Genomic DNA, 13,571 nt, shown 5'->3' with positions numbered 1-13,571 from the left:
AGCACGCGTCCGCCCCGAGCGGCGCGCGGACGCGGCCGAGGCCGGCCCGGGACGTGCCCGGACCGGCCTCGGTGTCGTGCGGGTGGCGTCAGCTGCAGGCCGCGCCGTTGAGCGTGAACGCCGTCGGGTTGGTGTTCGTGCCCGAGTGCGAGCCGTTGAAGCCGATGTCGACGCTCTGGCCGGGGGCCAGGGTGCCGTTCCACGCGGCGTTCGTCGCGGTCACCGTCGACCCGGACTGCGTCCAGTTCGCGCTCCAGCCCTGCTGCACCTTCTGACCGTTGGCGAACGTGAAGCCGAGGCTCCAGCTGCTCAGGGCGGTCGTGCCGGTGTTGGTGACCTTCACCGAGGCGGTGAAGCCGTTGTTCCAGCTGCTGGCGTTGTACGTGACCTTGCACGAGCCGGTCTGCTGGCCCGACTTCGTCGTGACCGACAGGGCGCTCGACGCGGCGGACACGTTGCCCGCGACGTCCCGTGCCCGGACGGTGTACTGGTACGCCGTCGCGGCGGTGAGGCCGCTGTCGGTGTACGTGGCGGAGGTCGGCGAGCCGACCTTCGTCGTGCCGCGGTAGACGTCGTAGCCCGCGAGGCCCGAGCCACCGGTGTCGGTGGACGCGTTCCACGTGAGGGTCACGCTCGTCTCGCCGACCGTCGTGGCGGTGAGGCCCGTCGGGACGCTCGGTGCGGTCGTGTCCGGCGTGGTGTCGGACTTCGTGGTGACCGTGACGGCCGTCGAGGCGGCGGACACGTTGCCGGCGACGTCACGGGCCCGGACCGAGTACTGGTACGCGGTCGCGGCGGTGAGGCCGGTGTCGGTGAACGTCGTGCCCGTCGTCTGGCCGACGCGGGTCGTGCCGCGGTACACGTCGTACCCGGCGAGGCCCGAGCCGCCCGTGTTGTCCGTGGACGCGGACCACACGACCGTCACGCTGTTCGTCGTGCTCGCGCTCGACAGGATCGACGGCACGCTCGGCGCCGTCGTGTCGGACGGCGTCGCCTTCGTGGTGACCGCGAGCGCCGAGGACGCCGCGGACACGTTGCCGGCCGCGTCGACCGCCCGGACGGTGTACGAGTACGCCGTCGAGGGGGTCAGGCCGGTCTCGGTGAAGGAGGTCGTCGTCGACGAGCCGACCTTCGTGGTGCCGCGGTACACGTCGTACGACGCCACGCGGGTGTCGTCCGTCGAGGCCGTCCAGGAGATCGTCGCCTCGGTCGAGGTGACGAGACCCGCCTGCAGGCCCGTCGGGACCGACGGCGGCGTGGTGTCCGGCGTGGTGGTGCCGTCGTCGAAGAGCCGCGCGTAGTCCGCGAGCGCGCCGGCGATGGCCGTCTGGGCCCAGAACCGGTGGTACGTGAACTTCGGGTCGGCGCCGCCGTCGAGCGCGGCCTGGACCTTGGACCACTGCGGGTCCTTCTTGTAGAAGCTGCGGATGTCCAGGAAGGACACGCCGGGCTTGATGACGTCGCCGTTGGGCATCGTGCCGGTCCAGCCGGACGGGATGTAGATGCCGTCACCGTTGGCGACGTAGGTGTCGTCGAACCGCTTGTAGTCGCCGCGGGTCTCGACCGTGGCCACGCCCAGCGGGTCCTGGTTGTTGGTCCAGATGGCGTCGAGGAGCGCCTTGGCCTTGTCGCGCGACGCGGTGTCGCCCGACTTGGCGGCGTAGAACAGCAGCGCGCGGGCGGTGTCGCCGGCGACGCCGACGTCCTGGCCGTAGGACGTGACCTCGACGGTCAGGCCCGGGTTGCCGGTCGGCGACGCGGCGTTCCAGGTGTCGGGCTTGCCGGTCCACTTGAGCTCGCTCGGGACCTTCCAGTTGGCGCCGTCGGTCGAGATGTTCGCGACGACCCACGGGACCCACTTGTCGAGGATCTTCTTCGCCTGGGCGTTGCCCGACGCGTAGTAGAGCTCGGCGACGCGCTGCACGCCCCACGCCTGCATGCCGAACCAGCGGTTCGACGGCGGGTCGACGTAGACCGGGGCCTCGGTGTAGCCCATGCCGTAGAACGTCGGCGTGCCGGCCGGCGGGGTGGCGTAGGCGCCGTCCCAGCTGTTCGTCGCGCCACCGGCGATGCCGCCGTTGGAGGCCTGCAGCCACGTGTAGAACTCGAGCTGGCGCTGCATCGAGGCCGCCCAGTCCGCCTTGGCGGTCGGCGACTTCGGGGTCAGCTTGGCGTCGGTCGACAGCGCCCACGCGGCGAGCGGGTTCTGGTAGCCGAAGTGCGCGTGCGACGAGCCGATGCGCCACGCCCAGCCGGCGTTGGAGTCGGTCGCGCCGCCCCACGCCATGTACCAGGAGAGCAGGTAGTGCGCGGCCTCGCGGCCCTGGCCGGCGGCGCAGGAGGGCGAGGTGCACCCGATCTTCTTGAAGTACTTGTCGAAGAGCGTGTACCGCAGGTAGTCGCCCATCTTGGCGGCCTTGGCCACGGTCGCGGCGACCTCGGCGGCCTTGCCCTGCTCGGTCGCCCACTGGTTGGCCCAGTAGACGGCCTCGACGGCGCGGGCGTCGGCGTCGGACGCCGAGGTGTACTTCCACTGCTTCGCGTACGACGCGTCCTTGGTGAACAGGTCGAGGAACCCGTTCTTGCCGCCGTACTTGAACTCCTCGCACGACGGCTGCGGGACGGTCTCCCAGACCGACTCCTGCGGGCCGCGCTGGAAGGTGTTGATGAACGACGTGCCGGTCGCGGTCGGGCCGAGCGTGCACCCAGCGCCCGGCGTGGCGCCGAAGCCGTAGATGTTGTCGACGTCGGCCAGCCAGTGCATCTGGTAGACGTCCGCGTTGCCGTAGGTCGACTTGAGCTCGGCGCCGATCGGGTCGGTGCCGCCGCTGATGCCGCTGTTGAGCTGCGACGGGTAGGAGCTCGGGTGGTTGAACTCGGGCGCGTAGGTGGCCGGCGAGTTGGGGTTGTAGAAGGAGTTCGTGGGCTGATCCACCGACTGGGGGATCATGTACTTCTCCATCGTGTCCCAGGCGTGGTTGAGCGGTGCCCAGTCCTGGGTGACCTGGCCGTAGAGGGCCTCGAGCCACAGCCAGTACGAGTACGCCTCGGAGGTCGTCTCGTGGCCGTAGTCGGGCGCCTCGACCATGAGGGTCTCGACGGCGTGGTACGGGATGCCCTGGGCGCTGAAGTACCCGTTGGCCGGGTCCTTGATCTTGTCGTACTGCGCGAGGAACCGGTTCGCGTACTCGCCGTCGACGGCGGCGCGGACCGGCGAGGCCGCGGGGACGGTGACCGTGGCGGGCAAGCCCGCTCCGGTCGCGGCGAGCGCGGGGGTGATCCCCGCGGTCGCCAGGAACGACGACACACCTACGGTGGCTACAGCCACCCAGGCGGTTCGCCGGCGGGTCGTTGACGACATCGTCCGTACCTTTCTGGTGTGCGGGCCCGCCCGCGCGACGTCGCGCCGGCGTGCCCACCGGGTCCCGTGCGGGCACGCGCGGGACGGTGGCGGAGGTGCACTCCTGCCCGGCCTGGCCCCGGGCCGGCGCTCGCGTCGATGCGGGGGCGGCTCGGGGTGCACGTCGGGCAGGTCGGGCCAACCATCCGCAACCGCACAGGGACCGTCCAGACTCCTAAACCTTTCGGGTGGGAGCGCGACCACGGTCCGTCGGTGCGTCGCCGCATTCCCACGCCGCTCCCACGACGACGGCCCGCCGGGACACCTCCCCGGCGGGCCGTCGCGCTCCCCCTCCGGGAGCAGTCACACGGTCACGACCAGCGGAACAGCCGCGCCGCGAGCGGGATCCCGACCAGCGCCCACCCGGCGAGCGCGAGCAGCTCGACGCCCGGGAACGGCTGCCCGAACCACGCGGCCGACATCGCCTGCGCCGCCGCGCCCAGCGGCGTGAACTGCGCGATGGTCTGCACGACGTCGGGCATGAGCGGCAGCGGCAACCACACGCCCGCGAAGAACAGGGACATGAAGTAGACGGTCGCGCCGATGCCGTTCGCCGCCGGGCCGGTCGGGGCGACCGCCGCGATGAGCGAGCCCACCGCGAACGCCGCGAGCACCGACAGCACGAACGCACCGACGACCAGCAGCGGCTGCGTGGGCGCCTCCACGCCCACCACGGCCACGCCGAGCACGAACGCGAGCACCGCCGCCACGAGCAGGGCCGCGAGGTTCACCGCGACCTGCGCGACCAGGACGCGTGTCGGCGGGACCGGTGTGGTCGACAGCCGGCGCAGGACGCCGCGCTGACGGTACGTCGCGATCGTCGTCGGGAACGTCGTGAAGGCGACCGTGCCGACCGCGAGCGCGAGCACCGTCGGCGTGTAGCCGGTGATCGCGGTGAACTGCGACAGGATCGGGTCGTCGACGTCGAACGGCTGGTCCGCCCACGGCATCACCAGGCCGAGGACCGTGAGCAGGAGCCCGGGGAAGACGATCGCGAAGAACGCGTTCGAGGGGTCCCGCAGGAACAGGCGCCCCTCCGTGAGGGTGAGGCGGCGCAGGGCGCGCGCGGCCGACGGGCGGCGCGGGGCGACCGCGTGGGCGGGGGCGGTGGTCGTCGTGGACATGGCCTCAGTTCTCCCGGTTCTTCGCGCGGCGCGCGGCCGTCGCGGTGGTGGCGGACGGGCCGGCGTCCTGCGACGCGCGACCGGTGAGGGCGACGAACGCGTCCTCGAGCGAGCCCTGCTCCAGATGCAGGCCGAGCGGGCGGATGCCGTGCTGGTGGAGCGCGACGAGCACGTCCTGCACGACGTTGTCGGTGCCGCGCACCTCGACGGTGCCGTCGGCGGGGGCGGTCACGGTGGCGGTCGCGTCGGCGGCGGTCGCGTCGGCGGCGGTCGCGTCGGTGGTCGCGCCGGCCGTCGTCGCGACGTGCGTGACGGTCGGCGTGCGGTCGAGCAGCCCGGCGGGCATCGGCGCCGACGGGCGGAACCGCAGCACCTGCTCGGCCGTGGCGCGCGCGGCGAGAGCGGCGGGCGTGCCCGTCGCGACGACCCGGCCCGCGTCGATGAGCGCGATCCGGTCGCAGAGCCGCTCGGCCTCCTCCATGAGGTGCGTGACCAGCACGATCGTCACGCCGCGCTGCCGGATCGCGTCGACGACGCCCCACGTCTCGCGACGGGCGTGCGGGTCGAGGCCCGTCGTGAGCTCGTCCAGGATCGCGATCTCCGGGTTGCCGACCAGCGCGAGCGCGACGGACAGGCGCTGCTTCTGACCGCCCGACAGGTTCTGGAACCGCGTGCCCGCCTTCTCGGTCAGGCCCAGGTCGGTGATGAGCGAGGCCGGGTCGGCCGGGTCCTCGTAGAACGACGCGTACAGGTCGAGCGCTTCGCGGACGGTGATGCGGGGCGGCAGCTCGCTCTCCTGGAGCTGGAGGCCGACGCGCTCGTGCAGGCGGCGGGCGTCGCGGCGCGGGTCGAGGCCCAGGACGCGGACGGCGCCCGCGTCGGCGTGGCGCAGGCCGCCGACGATCTCGACGGTCGTCGTCTTGCCGGCGCCGTTGCGGCCGAGGATCCCGAAGATCTCGCCGGGCTGGACGTGCAGGGAGACGTCGTCGACGGCGACGTTGCGGCCGTAGGTCTTGCGCAGGTGCTCGACCTCGATCACGGGGGTGGGCATGGTGCTCCTCCTGGGTCGGTGCTCGACGGGTGGGCCTCGAGCGGCCGTCGGGCCGGTGCGAGGGTGTGCGGTGCCGCGGGAGCGGCGTGCGGGCCGTCCCGTGGTGCGCGGAGAAGGTGCGGGTGGTGCGGATGCCCCGGCGGTCGGTGCGCCGGTGCGGGTCAGGTCAGCTGGTGCGGACGGGCACGTCGGCGGTCCGGACGAGCCGGTCGACGACGAACGCCATGACGGCGACGAGCACGAGGCTCGCGGCGACGGCCACGGGCGTCGTCACGCCGTTCCCGCCGAACCAGGTCTCGGTGGGGATGGGCCCGGCGTCGGCGGCGAAGAACGCGGACACGAGCAGGATCGGGCCGGCCGTGAACGGCAGCAGGAGCGTCCCCCACCAGCCGCCGGTGCGCAGGTAGACGATGCCGACGAGCAGCCCCGACACGTACGTCACGAAGTACGTGAGCAGCGAGGCGGGGATGAACGTCTCCGGCCCGGCGCCCGCCGAGAGGTCGTCGAAGAACTGCCACTGCCACCCGGCGGCGTCGAAGACCGCGCGCTCCACCAGGAGCAGCAGCGAGAAGACGCCCCCGTAGAGCACGGCCGTGGCGGCCGCCGCGACGAGCGACCCGCGGACCAGGCTGCGGCGGGTCAGCCCCGTCGCGACGTGGATCGGGAAGTACGTCGTGGTGACGATGATGAACACCGAGAACGGGAACCAGATGGCGCCCTGCCGCGTGAACGCGACGATGCTGTTGTGCAGGTCGCCGACGTTGGTGACGATCACGATCACGGCCGCGACGACCACGACGGCGATGCCCCAGAACCACGCGGCGAGGTAGACCTGCGTGCGCAGCAGCCAGCGGGCGGTGAGCCACGTCTGGTTCTCGACGTGGCCGGCCCGGGCCTTCGCCGGGAGGGCGGGCGTGGCGGCGGTCATCGGGACTCCTGGGCGGTGAGGACGTCGGCGGTCTCGCCGGCGCCGCGGTCGGTCAGGTGGACGAACAGGTCCTGCAGCCCGACGACGCCGAGCTCGAGGCCGGCCGCACGGGCGCGGACGTCGTCGTCGGGCTGCGTGCCGATGACCGTGGCCTGCGCGGTGCGGCCCAGGGTCTGGCGCGCGACGACGCGGCGGCCGACGACGAACGCGTCGACGGCGTCGGCGGGACCGGTGACGGTGAGCCCCTGCTCGCGCAGGGTCGTCGCGTCGTCGGCGGCGATGACCCGACCCTTGTCGATGACGACGACGTCCTCGAGCAGCCGCTCGACCTCGCCGATCAGGTGGCTCGACAGGACGATCGTGCGTGGGTGCTCGATCCAGTCGGCGAGCAGCGCGTCGTAGAACGCGTACCGCGCCGGGGCGTCCATGCCGAGGTGCACCTCGTCGAGCAGCGTGAGCGGTGCGCGCGTCGCGATGCCGACGACGACGCCGAACGCCGAGCGCTGGCCGCGGCTCATGCGGTCGGGACGCTTGTCGGGGTCGAGCTCGAACCGGTCGAGCAGCGCCTCCGCCGCCTCCCGGTCGAAGTGCGGCCGGCGGTCCGCGAGGAACGCGAGGTTCTCCTTGATGGCCTCGTCGAGGACGACGTCGCCGCTCTCGCGGATCAGGCACGTGCCGCCCATGATCCGCGGGTTCTCCCACGGGTCCTCGCCGTCGACCAGGATCGTCCCGCCGTTGCGGCGGCGGAACGCGGCCAGCACCGACAGGAACGTCGTCTTGCCCGAGCCGTTGCGCCCGAGCAGTCCGGTGATCGCGCCGGGGCGGAGGTCGAAGGACACCGCGTCGAGCGCGGTCGTCGTGCCGTAGCGGGCCGTGAGGTCGCGGACCTCGACGCCGAAGCCGGTCATCGGGCACCTGCCTGGGGGGTGTCGGTGGTGGGCTGCGCGGCGGTGGCCGCGCGCTCGCGGAGGCGGGCGACGACCTCGTCCACGTCGATGCCCAGCAGGCGGGCCTGCTCGAGCACCGGGTCGACGACGTCGGCGAAGAACGTGTCGCGGCGCTCGGCGCGCAGCTTCTCGCGGGCACCGGGGGCGACGAACATGCCGACCCCGCGGCGCTTGTAGAGGACGCCCTCGTCGACCAGCTCGGCGAACGCCTTGGCGGCGGTGGCCGGGTTGATGCGGAAGGTCGTCGCGTACTGCGTCGTGGACATGACCTGCTCCTCGGCCTCGAGGGCGCCGCTGAGGACGTCCTGACGGATCTGGTCGGCGATCTGGACGTACAGGGGTTCACGGCCGTCGAACATGCGGCTGCTCCTGTCGTCGTGAAGTTCCTTGGTTCATTACTCGACTAATGAACCACAGAACCACGCTGCGCCACAAGAGGGCCCGGGAAGGTCCGGGGTGATTCGCACGTTGCGGCAGGTGCGGCCCGGCGTCCCGGCGTCGCGTGACCGACGACGACGAGGACCCATGCCCGACTACGGCCACGAGCTCACCTTCGGCACCTTCATCACCCCGACGAACGCCGACCCCCAGGTCCCGGTCTCGCTCGCCGTGCTCACCGAGGAGGTCGGGCTCGACCTCGTGACGTTCCAGGACCACCCGTACCAGCCGCGCTTCCTCGACACCTGGACGCTGCTCTCCTACGTCGCCGCCCGGACCATGCGCGTGCACCTCGCGGGCAACGTGCTCAACCTGCCGCTGCGGCAGCCCGCCGTGCTCGCGCGTGCCGTCGCGTCGCTCGACCTGCTGTCCGGCGGTCGCGCCGAGCTCGGGCTCGGCGCCGGGGCGTTCTGGGACGCGATGGTCGGGATGGGCGTGCCGCGCCTCACGCCGGGCCAGGGCGTCGACGCGCTGTCCGAGGCGATCGACGTGATCCGCGGACTGTGGGACACGTCGTCGCGGTCCCCCCTGCGCGCCGGCGGGACGTACCACTCCGTCGACGGCGCCAAGCGCGGGCCGGCGCCCGTGCACGACGCCGGGATCTGGCTCGGCGCGTACAAGCCGCGCATGCTGCGGCTCGTCGCCGAGAAGGCCGACGGGTGGCTGCCGTCCGAGGGGTACATGGAGCCCGGCGACCTGGCGCGGGGGAACGCGTCGATCGACGCCGGCGCCGTCGCGGCCGGGCGGGACCCGCGCGAGATCCGGCGGCTGCTCAACCTGTCCCCCGGCTCCGGGTCGCTCACCGGGTCGACGTCCGCGTGGGTCGACGCGCTGGTCGCGCTCGCGGTCGACGACGGGGTCGGGACGTTCATCCTCGGCACCGACGACCCGTCCGTCATCGAGACGTTCGGCACCGAGGTCGCTCCCGCGGTACGTGAGCGGGTGGCCGCCGAGCGCGGGGTCGCCGGCACGGTGACCGGGCCCGTCCGGTCGGCCGCCGCGCTCGCGAAGCGCGTCGACGGGATCGACTACGACGCGGTGCCCGCGGGGGTCGAGGCCGTCGAGCCCGGCGACCGCCGGTACGCCGAGGTGCGGTCGACGTACATGCGCCGGGGTGCGCCAGGCCTGGTCCTGCGGCCGTCGACGACCGCGGAGGTCGCATCGGCGTTGGCGTACGCGCGGGGGCAGCGCGGGCCGCTCGCCGTGCGGTCCGGGGGCCACGGCATCTCCGGGCGGTCGACCAACGACGGCGGCGTGGTGCTCGACCTGTCGCGGCTCGCGTCCGTCGAGGTGCTCGACGAGGCGACGCGGCGGGTGCGGGTCGGCGCCGGGGCCACGTGGGGAGCCGTCGCGTCGGCCATCGCGCGCCGCGGGTGGGCCATCTCGTCGGGCGACTACGGCGGCGTGGGCGTCGGTGGGCTCGCGACGACCGGCGGCATCGGGCTGCTCGGGCGGCTGCACGGGCTGACGATCGACCACGTCCTCGCGTACGAGGTGGTGCTGGCCGACGGGTCGGTGCACGTCGTGTCTGCTTCTGCCGAACCGGATCTCTTCTGGGGCCTGCGCGGCGCGGGCGGCAACCTCGGCGTCGTGACGGCGGTCGAGATCGAGGCGTCGGAGGTGCCCGACGTGGTGTTCGCGCAGATGGTCTTCGACGCGACCGACCCGGCCGCGCTCGTGTCCCGCTGGGGCGCACTGGTGCAGGACGCGCCGCGCGAGCTCACGTCGTTCCTCCACCTGTCCGCGGGTGGCCGCGACCGCGGGCCGATGGCGCAGGCCATGACGGTGTGGGCGTCGTCCGACACGGCGGCTGCGGTGGAGGTCCTGGAGCCCATGCTCGACGTCGCGCCCGTCCTCCAGCAGCGCGCCCAGGTCACGCCGTACGCGGGGATCATCGGCCCGGTGTCCAAGCACCACGACGGCGGCGCCCCGCCCGTGTCACGCTCCGGACTGCTCCCCCGGATGACCGACGCGGCGGGGGCGGCGCTCGGCGACCTGCTGCTGAGCGGCGAGGCGTCGCTCCTCCAGCTCCGCGCGACCGGAGGTGCGGTGCACGACGTCGACGCGTCCGCGACCGCCTACGCCCACCGTGCGCAGGAGTTCTCGGTGACGTCGTTCGCCGGACGCCTCGACCGCAGCGGCCTCGACGACGCGTGGGACCGCCTCGCCTACCCGCACATGGACGGCCTCTACCTGTCCTTCGAGACCGACCCGCGCCCCGAGCGCCTGCTCGACGCGTTCCCGCCCGCGACCCTCGACCGCCTCCGCGCGCTCAAGCGCACGTACGACCCGGACCACGTCTTCGACCAGAACTTCCCCATCGACCCCGCGGGCTGACCGCCGTCGCTAGCATTGCTAGCAGCTGTCGGAAGGGCCGACCATGTCGACCGTCACCGTGCGACACCTCGACCCCGAGGTGCAGAAGCGGCTGAAGCTGCGCGCGGCCCGCAACGGCCGCTCGATGGAGGCCGAGGCGCGCGCCATCCTGAGCGCCGCCGTGGCGTCCGACGACCTCGCGAGCGACTGGCTGCGCATGTCCGAGGGCTTCCGCGGCGACGACCTGCCTCTGCCCGAGCGCAGCGCGCCGCGCGACGTCGACGTCGACGTCACGTGATCGTCCTCGACACGAACGTCCTGTCCGAGCCGCTGCGAGCCGCGCCGGACGAGCGCGTCCTCGCGTGGCTGGCCGCCGTCGACGAGCCCGTGGCGATCACCGCGGTGAGCGTCGGCGAGCTGGTCGTCGGCGTCGGACATCTTCCGGAGGGCCGTCGCCGGACCGGGCTGGCCGCCGCCATCGAGGCCCTGCTGGCCACGCACGCGTCCGGCGTCCTGGCGTACGACGCCGCGGCTGCGCGCCGCTACGCCGTCCTGCGGGAGCGCCGCCGGGTCGACGGAAGGCCGCTGAGCGTCGAGGACGGGATGATCGCCGCCGTCACCGCCGTGCACGGCGCGACGCTGGCGACCCGCAACACCGGCGACTTCGTCGGCCTCGACGTCCCGCTCGTCGACCCCTGGACACCCTGACAGGCCTCACCTCGCGCTCGGCGACGCACATGACCTGGGGCCGTCACCCGCCCGACGCCGCCGGCGACCGCCGACCCGGGTCTCGGTACCGCTCCGACAGGCGGAGCGGTGACCATGCCCGGGTCGCCGGCGAGACGCGGGCACAAACACAACATGGCGCGCGGTCCGGGGGTCCGAAGCGCGCGCCATGTTGTGGTCGGCGGCCGGGTGGCCGTCGGACCCACAGGTCAGGCGGGGGTGGTCGCCGTCAGACGGGCCGCCACCAGCTCCGCGATCTGGACGGCGTTGAGCGCGGCGCCCTTGCGGAGGTTGTCGTTGCTGACGAACAGGGCCAGGCCGCGACCCTCCGGAGCGCCCTCGTCCTGGCGGATGCGGCCGACCAGGCTCGGGTCGGCGCCCGCGGCGGCGAGCGGCGTCGGGACGTCGTCGAGCTGGACCCCGGGCGCGGACGCCAGGAGCTCGCGGGCGCGCTCGGGCGTGAGCGGCCGCTCGAACTCCGCGTTGATCGACAGGGAGTGGCCCGTGAACACCGGGACGCGCACGCACGTGCCCGACACCAGCAGGTCGGGGATGCCGAGGATCTTGCGGGACTCGTGGCGGAGCTTCTGCTCCTCGTCGGTCTCGTACGAGCCGTCGTCCTGGATCGAGCCGGCCAGCGGGATGACGTCGAACGCGATCGTCCGCGGGAACTTCTCCGCCGCCGGGAACTCGACGGCCGAGCCGTCGTGCGTCAGCGCCGCGATGTCCTGCGACGCCGCCGCCCGGATCTGCCCCGCCAGCTCGGCGACGCCCGCGAGACCCGCACCGGACACGGCCTGGTAGGTCGAGACGACCAGGCGGCGCAGGCCGGCCTCCTCGTGCAGCACCTTGATGACCGGCATCGCGGCCATCGTGGTGCAGTTCGGGTTGGCGATGATGCCCTTGACGGTGTCGTCGAGCGCGCCCGGGTTGACCTCGGACACGACCAGCGGCACCTCGGGGTCCCGACGCCACGCGGACGAGTTGTCGATGACGACCGCACCGGCCGCCGCGAACCGTGGTGCGTGCTCCTTCGACGTGCCGCCGCCGGCGGAGAAGATCGCGATGTCGATGCCGGACAGGTCGGCGACGGCCACGTCCTCGACCACCACGTCGGCGCCGCGCCACGGCAGCGTCGTGCCGGCGGAGCGCGCCGACGCGAAGTAGCGGATCGTCCCGACGGGGAAGTCCCGCTCGTCGAGCAGGCGCCGCAGGACGCTCCCGACCTGGCCGGTCGCCCCGACCACCGCCACGGTGAGCCCGCTCATCGTCCCGTCCCTCCGTACACGACTGCCTCCTGCTGGTCCGCGTCCAGGTCGAACGCCGTGTGGACCGCGCGCACCGCGTCGTCCAGGCTGTCGGCCCGCGTGACCACGGAGATCCGGATCTCCGAGGTCGAGATCATCTCGATGTTGATGCCGGCGTCCGACAGGGCCGCGAACAGCTTCGCGGAGACGCCGGGGTGCGACTTCATGCCCGCGCCGATGAGCGAGAGCTTGCCGATCGTGTCGTCGTACTGCAGCGACGTGAAGCCGATGTCGGGCTGGTGCTCGGACAGCGCGGCGGTCGCGGTCGCTCCGTCGGACGCGGGCAGCGTGAACGAGATGTCCGTGAGGCCCGTCGCGGCGACGGACACGTTCTGGACGATCATGTCGATGTTCACGCCGGACCCGGCGACGACCTGGAAGATCCGGGCGGCCTTGCCGGGCACGTCGGGCACGCCGACGACGGTGATCTTGGCCTCGGAGCGGTCGTGCGCGACGCCCGCGATGATCGGCTGTTCCACTGCTGCTCCCTCGGGGCTGTCAGGCGCCGGCTCGTTCGTCACGAGCGTGCCGGTGTGGGTCGAGAAGGACGAACGGACGTGCACCGGGACGCCGTACCGGCGCGCGTACTCGACGCACCGCAGGACGAGGACCTTCGCGCCGCTGGCGGCGAGCTCGAGCATCTCGTCGTAGGAGACGCGGTCGAGCTTGCGCGCTGCGGGGACGATGCGCGGGTCCGCCGAGAAGACGCCGTCGACGTCGGTGTAGATCTCGCAGACGTCGGCGCCGAGGCCCGCCGCGAGCGCGACGGCCGTGGTGTCCGAGCCGCCGCGACCGAGCGTCGTGACGTCGTTCGTGTCGGACGTGACGCCCTGGAAGCCCGCGACGATCGCGACCTGGCCGCGCTCGATCGTCTCCCGGATGCGGTGCGGGACGACGTCGACGATGCGCGCCCGGCCGTGCACGGCGTCCGTGATGACGCCCGCCTGCTGGCCGGTGAACGACTTGGCCTTCACGCCGAGGTTGTTGATCGCCATCGCGAGCAGCGACATCGAGATGCGCTCACCCGCGGTGAGGAGGATGTCCATCTCCCGCGACGGGGGCAGCGGGGTGATCTGCTGGGCGAGGTCGATGAGCTCGTCCGTCGTGTCGCCCATGGCCGAGACCACGACGACGATGTCGTCACCCGCTCGCTTGGCCGCCGCGATCCGCTTGGCGACCCTCTTGATGCTGGCGGCGTCCGCTACGGACGATCCGCCGAACTTCTGCACGACAAGTGCCACGTGCCTGCTCCATCTGTCGCCGGCCTCCGTCTCTCTCAACGGCCCGCCGGGTTCCTGGGGTTCGCCGGAGCGTAGACACGCGGCCGGTCCCGC

Annotated in this window: 11 protein-coding genes; 3 read left to right on the top strand and 8 right to left on the bottom strand. The window is 72.9% G+C overall.

Features of this window, described 5'->3' with window-relative positions; genetic code table 11:
- Positions 1–88 precede the first annotated feature (88 nt).
- The 6 genes from KOV94_RS00620 to KOV94_RS00595 all read right to left on the bottom strand — a co-directional run bounded on the left by KOV94_RS00620 (position 89) and on the right by KOV94_RS00595 (position 7,809).
- The gene (locus tag KOV94_RS00620; RefSeq protein WP_218050938.1) at positions 89–3,361 is read right to left on the bottom strand and encodes a glycoside hydrolase family 48 protein; all 3,273 of its coding nucleotides are present in this window, start codon (positions 3,359–3,361) and stop codon (positions 89–91) included.
- A 350-nt stretch (positions 3,362–3,711) separates the two neighbouring features.
- The gene (locus tag KOV94_RS00615) at positions 3,712–4,524 is read right to left on the bottom strand and encodes an ABC transporter permease (protein WP_218050937.1); all 813 of its coding nucleotides are present in this window, start codon (positions 4,522–4,524) and stop codon (positions 3,712–3,714) included.
- Positions 4,525–4,528: 4 nt separating this feature from the next.
- Entirely contained in the window at positions 4,529–5,575 is a 1,047-nt protein-coding gene (locus KOV94_RS00610; protein ID WP_218050936.1) for an ABC transporter ATP-binding protein, read from the bottom strand.
- A 166-nt stretch (positions 5,576–5,741) separates the two neighbouring features.
- Entirely contained in the window at positions 5,742–6,503 is a 762-nt protein-coding gene (locus KOV94_RS00605) for a hypothetical protein (RefSeq protein ID WP_124341683.1), read from the bottom strand.
- On the bottom strand, positions 6,500–7,411 hold the full coding sequence (locus tag KOV94_RS00600) for an ATP-binding cassette domain-containing protein (RefSeq protein WP_218050935.1): 912 nt from the start codon (positions 7,409–7,411) through the stop codon (positions 6,500–6,502). Before KOV94_RS00600 ends, KOV94_RS00605 begins: the two co-directional genes overlap by 4 nt.
- Positions 7,408–7,809, bottom strand: a complete 402-nt coding sequence (locus KOV94_RS00595) for a GntR family transcriptional regulator (RefSeq protein ID WP_124341681.1) — start codon at positions 7,807–7,809, stop codon at positions 7,408–7,410. The genes KOV94_RS00600 and KOV94_RS00595 overlap by 4 nt, the downstream gene beginning before the upstream one ends.
- Positions 7,810–7,975: 166 nt before the next feature.
- Between KOV94_RS00595 and KOV94_RS00590 the strand changes: the two genes are divergently transcribed.
- The 3 genes from KOV94_RS00590 to KOV94_RS00580 are packed head-to-tail and all read left to right on the top strand — an operon-like array spanning position 7,976 to position 10,912.
- Positions 7,976–10,225 (top strand): LLM class flavin-dependent oxidoreductase, encoded by a 2,250-nt coding sequence (locus tag KOV94_RS00590; protein WP_218050934.1) that lies wholly within the window; start codon positions 7,976–7,978, stop codon positions 10,223–10,225.
- A 43-nt stretch (positions 10,226–10,268) separates the two neighbouring features.
- Positions 10,269–10,502 carry a FitA-like ribbon-helix-helix domain-containing protein gene (locus KOV94_RS00585; RefSeq protein WP_218050933.1) on the top strand — a complete coding sequence of 78 codons (234 nt, stop codon included), beginning with the start codon at positions 10,269–10,271 and terminating at the stop codon, positions 10,500–10,502.
- The gene (locus KOV94_RS00580) at positions 10,499–10,912 is read left to right on the top strand and encodes a PIN domain-containing protein (protein ID WP_218050932.1); all 414 of its coding nucleotides are present in this window, start codon (positions 10,499–10,501) and stop codon (positions 10,910–10,912) included. The genes KOV94_RS00585 and KOV94_RS00580 overlap by 4 nt, the downstream gene beginning before the upstream one ends.
- Before the next feature lie 227 nt (positions 10,913–11,139).
- Here the strand turns inward: KOV94_RS00580 and KOV94_RS00575 are convergent, their stop codons facing one another.
- Both KOV94_RS00575 and KOV94_RS00570 read right to left on the bottom strand, forming a co-directional pair.
- On the bottom strand, positions 11,140–12,198 hold the full coding sequence (locus KOV94_RS00575) for an aspartate-semialdehyde dehydrogenase (RefSeq protein WP_218050931.1): 1,059 nt from the start codon (positions 12,196–12,198) through the stop codon (positions 11,140–11,142).
- Positions 12,195–13,478, bottom strand: coding sequence for an aspartate kinase (locus KOV94_RS00570; RefSeq protein ID WP_124341676.1), 1,284 nt, complete (start codon positions 13,476–13,478; stop codon positions 12,195–12,197). Before KOV94_RS00570 ends, KOV94_RS00575 begins: the two co-directional genes overlap by 4 nt.
- Positions 13,479–13,571 lie beyond the last annotated feature (93 nt).

This window comes from Cellulomonas algicola, assembly GCF_019024305.1.
Taxonomy (GTDB): Bacteria; Actinomycetota; Actinomycetes; order Actinomycetales; family Cellulomonadaceae; genus Cellulomonas; species Cellulomonas algicola.
Note: the sequence above shows the minus strand (reverse complement) of the source record. Positions and strands in the feature narration are given on the sequence as shown.

What these genes read in the sequence shown, in the direction of transcription:
- KOV94_RS00590 (WP_218050934.1), top strand. Translation starts at nt 7,976, where the DNA reads ATGCCCGACTACGGCCACGAGCTCACCTTCGGCACCTTCATCACCCCG.
- KOV94_RS00620 (WP_218050938.1), bottom strand. Translation starts at nt 3,361, where the DNA reads ATGTCGTCAACGACCCGCCGGCGAACCGCCTGGGTGGCTGTAGCCACC.
- KOV94_RS00600 (WP_218050935.1), bottom strand. Translation starts at nt 7,411, where the DNA reads ATGACCGGCTTCGGCGTCGAGGTCCGCGACCTCACGGCCCGCTACGGC.
- KOV94_RS00595 (WP_124341681.1), bottom strand. Translation starts at nt 7,809, where the DNA reads ATGTTCGACGGCCGTGAACCCCTGTACGTCCAGATCGCCGACCAGATC.
- KOV94_RS00610 (WP_218050936.1), bottom strand. Translation starts at nt 5,575, where the DNA reads ATGCCCACCCCCGTGATCGAGGTCGAGCACCTGCGCAAGACCTACGGC.
- KOV94_RS00575 (WP_218050931.1), bottom strand. Translation starts at nt 12,198, where the DNA reads ATGAGCGGGCTCACCGTGGCGGTGGTCGGGGCGACCGGCCAGGTCGGG.
- KOV94_RS00585 (WP_218050933.1), top strand. Translation starts at nt 10,269, where the DNA reads ATGTCGACCGTCACCGTGCGACACCTCGACCCCGAGGTGCAGAAGCGG.
- KOV94_RS00615 (WP_218050937.1), bottom strand. Translation starts at nt 4,524, where the DNA reads ATGTCCACGACGACCACCGCCCCCGCCCACGCGGTCGCCCCGCGCCGC.
- KOV94_RS00605 (WP_124341683.1), bottom strand. Translation starts at nt 6,503, where the DNA reads ATGACCGCCGCCACGCCCGCCCTCCCGGCGAAGGCCCGGGCCGGCCAC.